The 2,608-nt window shown below is 36.7% G+C and carries 2 protein-coding genes; both read right to left on the bottom strand.

Annotated elements, in window-relative coordinates:
* On the bottom strand, positions 1 to 1,719 hold a 1,719-nt coding region (locus tag KDK19_RS13670; protein ID WP_257292173.1), incomplete at its 3' end, for a glycosyltransferase.
* Positions 1,720 to 1,728: 9 nt separating this feature from the next.
* On the bottom strand, positions 1,729 to 2,608 hold an 880-nt coding region (locus tag KDK19_RS13665; RefSeq protein ID WP_257292172.1), incomplete at its 5' end, for a heparinase II/III-family protein.

Raw genomic sequence — 2,608 nt, 5'->3', positions numbered from 1 at the left:
TCCACGTACTTCATAGATAGATTTAATACCAAGTGCTTTGGCTGCATAGTTAGTCGCAACACCATTTACAAAATTAGAAGCACTGTGTAGAACACCGACTTCATGTTTTTTAGCATGTTCAATGATGTGTTGGGCATACTTCGTCAGGTACTCATCAAGTGGAATAAAGCCATGCCCTTCAGTTTCGGTTGGAAGTCTATAGTACGGGATACCGTCTACACGCTCAACTTGTGAAACTGGGTAATCACGGAATTTACGTAAATCCTGTGGGTAACCACGTCGGGTTATAGCGCTAAAGTCAATACCATGCTCACGTAATTCAAGCATTAGTCCATGCGCTCGTGTTGCATAACCAGCAGAATGAACGGGCAAAGAATTATAAAGGGTATATAAAGCTTTGTTTGCTATACCGACATGACTCTCCTGAATAGCGGGCATAGGAAATCCGTATTCAATCAGCCTTTGATAACCCTTTAGCAATTCCTGTTGATGCTTATGCGTATTAACTGTTGTATCAAGTCCACTCTCATTTAGTGCATTGTAAATTAAGCCCTGTTCGAAGTATTGCTTTGACAGATTAAGTGCAACTTTTTTATTGCCTTGGTCGACTAACTTTTTAGCTACATCAATACTTTTTGCTGTATATTCATCATCAGCTTTCAGGCATAAATAAGTAATCCATAAAACAGACTCTTCGACTAAATGATTATCTAAAGAATTTGGTAATGCCGCTTTTATAGTATGTTGAATAGATCCAGTAAGCTTGTATTTATTCAGTAGTGTGCTTTTGTGAGAAGTTGCATAGCTTATAACGAAGCGCTCAAGGAGAGTATTGCTCTGATCGAATTCAATACATCTGGCATATACCTTTGCTGCCATTTCCATGCTCTTGTTAGCATACAATCTAGCAGCAACGACTTTAAGATAAGCTATATCATCAATTTTATCAATTACTGGTGTTATAAACTGGCAAGCAATGTTGGTTTTTGTATTTTTGTATTCACTAAATAGAGCTTTGGCTAACTTTAACTTAGTACTGTCATTTCTTAATTGACTAAAAACGTCAAAAGCAGTTTTTTTATTTCCAGATTCTATCAAATTGCATATTTTTGGAAAAAGCTCAGTAAGGTTTGTGCTTTTTATAAGGGATTTTGACAGACTTTCTTTACGATTTTTAACAACAGCCGTGAAACGCTTATCTTCCGAAATGGCTATAGCTTTTTCACCATAACTCACGGCAAGTTCAGTATCACTATCTTTAAATATGTTGAAATAGGTTTTATATAAGTTACACTCCAATTCGGGGTTTAGTTCAACTGCTTTGATTAACCAAGCTTCAGTTTCTTGAGCAGTGTTATTTTTTGAAAACTGAACCAACCCAGAAACGTTATGGGAAGAAATCCAGCGTTGATGTGCTTGCGTCTGCTTTGCTTGAACGCGCTGTATTCTCACCTTTATTGATTCAGCAAGTTTCTCATCAAACTTTATCTTTAATGCCTTTTGACCATAGGGGATTGCACTTTCAGGTGACGATTCTTTTAATATAGAAAATAACGCAAGATTAATGTCATAATCATGTGCACGACCAATCTTAACTTGTGATCTAGCCCAATTTTCAACCTTATGAAGTGGTTGATTTTTCAAGCGTTGCGCAAGTTCTGACTTCAACAGCTGGTAACTATAAGGCTTGGTAATATGGCGAATAATAGTCTTAAACATATTAGTTAATCAATGATTTTTATATCTAGTTGTTACTGGAACTTCGTGATCATTTATCAACAGGGTTGTTGATTCATTTGTATTACGGTAGATTATATCTTCTGCATTACCTTCAGGTGTTTTCCATTTCACTCGAATGTATTTCCCTGCGCTATTTGACTTAAGCATAATAGGTTGCGGATTATTACCTTCTTTTTTACTGATAGAAAAAAGAGTGGCAAAAGTATGTTCTTCGCTGTTATCAACAGTAAAACCAATGGCATCATTGGGTTCAAGCTTGTATGGTTCGACACTAATCCAGCCTTGAAGCCTAGGCTCGAATTGAGCCTTTAAATGCTCGGATTTTTCATTATCTCCAAAGTTTGTTACCCATACTCTATTTTCAGGGCTTAAATCAGCATGTATCGAATCAATAGTTTGATTTAAATGAAGGTTCGGGTCGAAGTGAAACCATTGTGTAAACTTATGCTTCGTAGGACTTTTTAGATGATCAATTATAAGCAGCCATTTTCCAGGTTTAAATAGTACAATGCGCCTGTGGCGAGTATCAAAAAACCTTTTTCTGAAGAGAAATGAATCAACTAATTTCACATCACCAGCTTCACTCCATGCCTCAATTGCTGAGCCAAAGATATCATGGTTGTACCTACTATAGTCTTTTTCATCTATTTCAACACAGTTATGAGCTCTAGTGCTCTCGACATATAAACGCTCAACTGAGTTTTTTTCGTAACCAAACTTTCCTGCATCTACTAGTATTCTTTGGCCAAGTTCTGACCATTCAAATGTAAAATCATCTGCATGTTTATGTGTGCGCTTGTGAAATGAAGCGCTATATGCCAAATATGAACATTCTACCCAGGGTTTCTTGTCCCATTTATCTCGGAAA

It is taken from the genome of Endozoicomonas sp. ONNA1, from assembly GCF_024606325.1.
GTDB lineage: Bacteria > Pseudomonadota > Gammaproteobacteria > Pseudomonadales > Endozoicomonadaceae > Endozoicomonas_A.
This window is presented reverse-complemented; position numbering and strand designations above follow the sequence as displayed.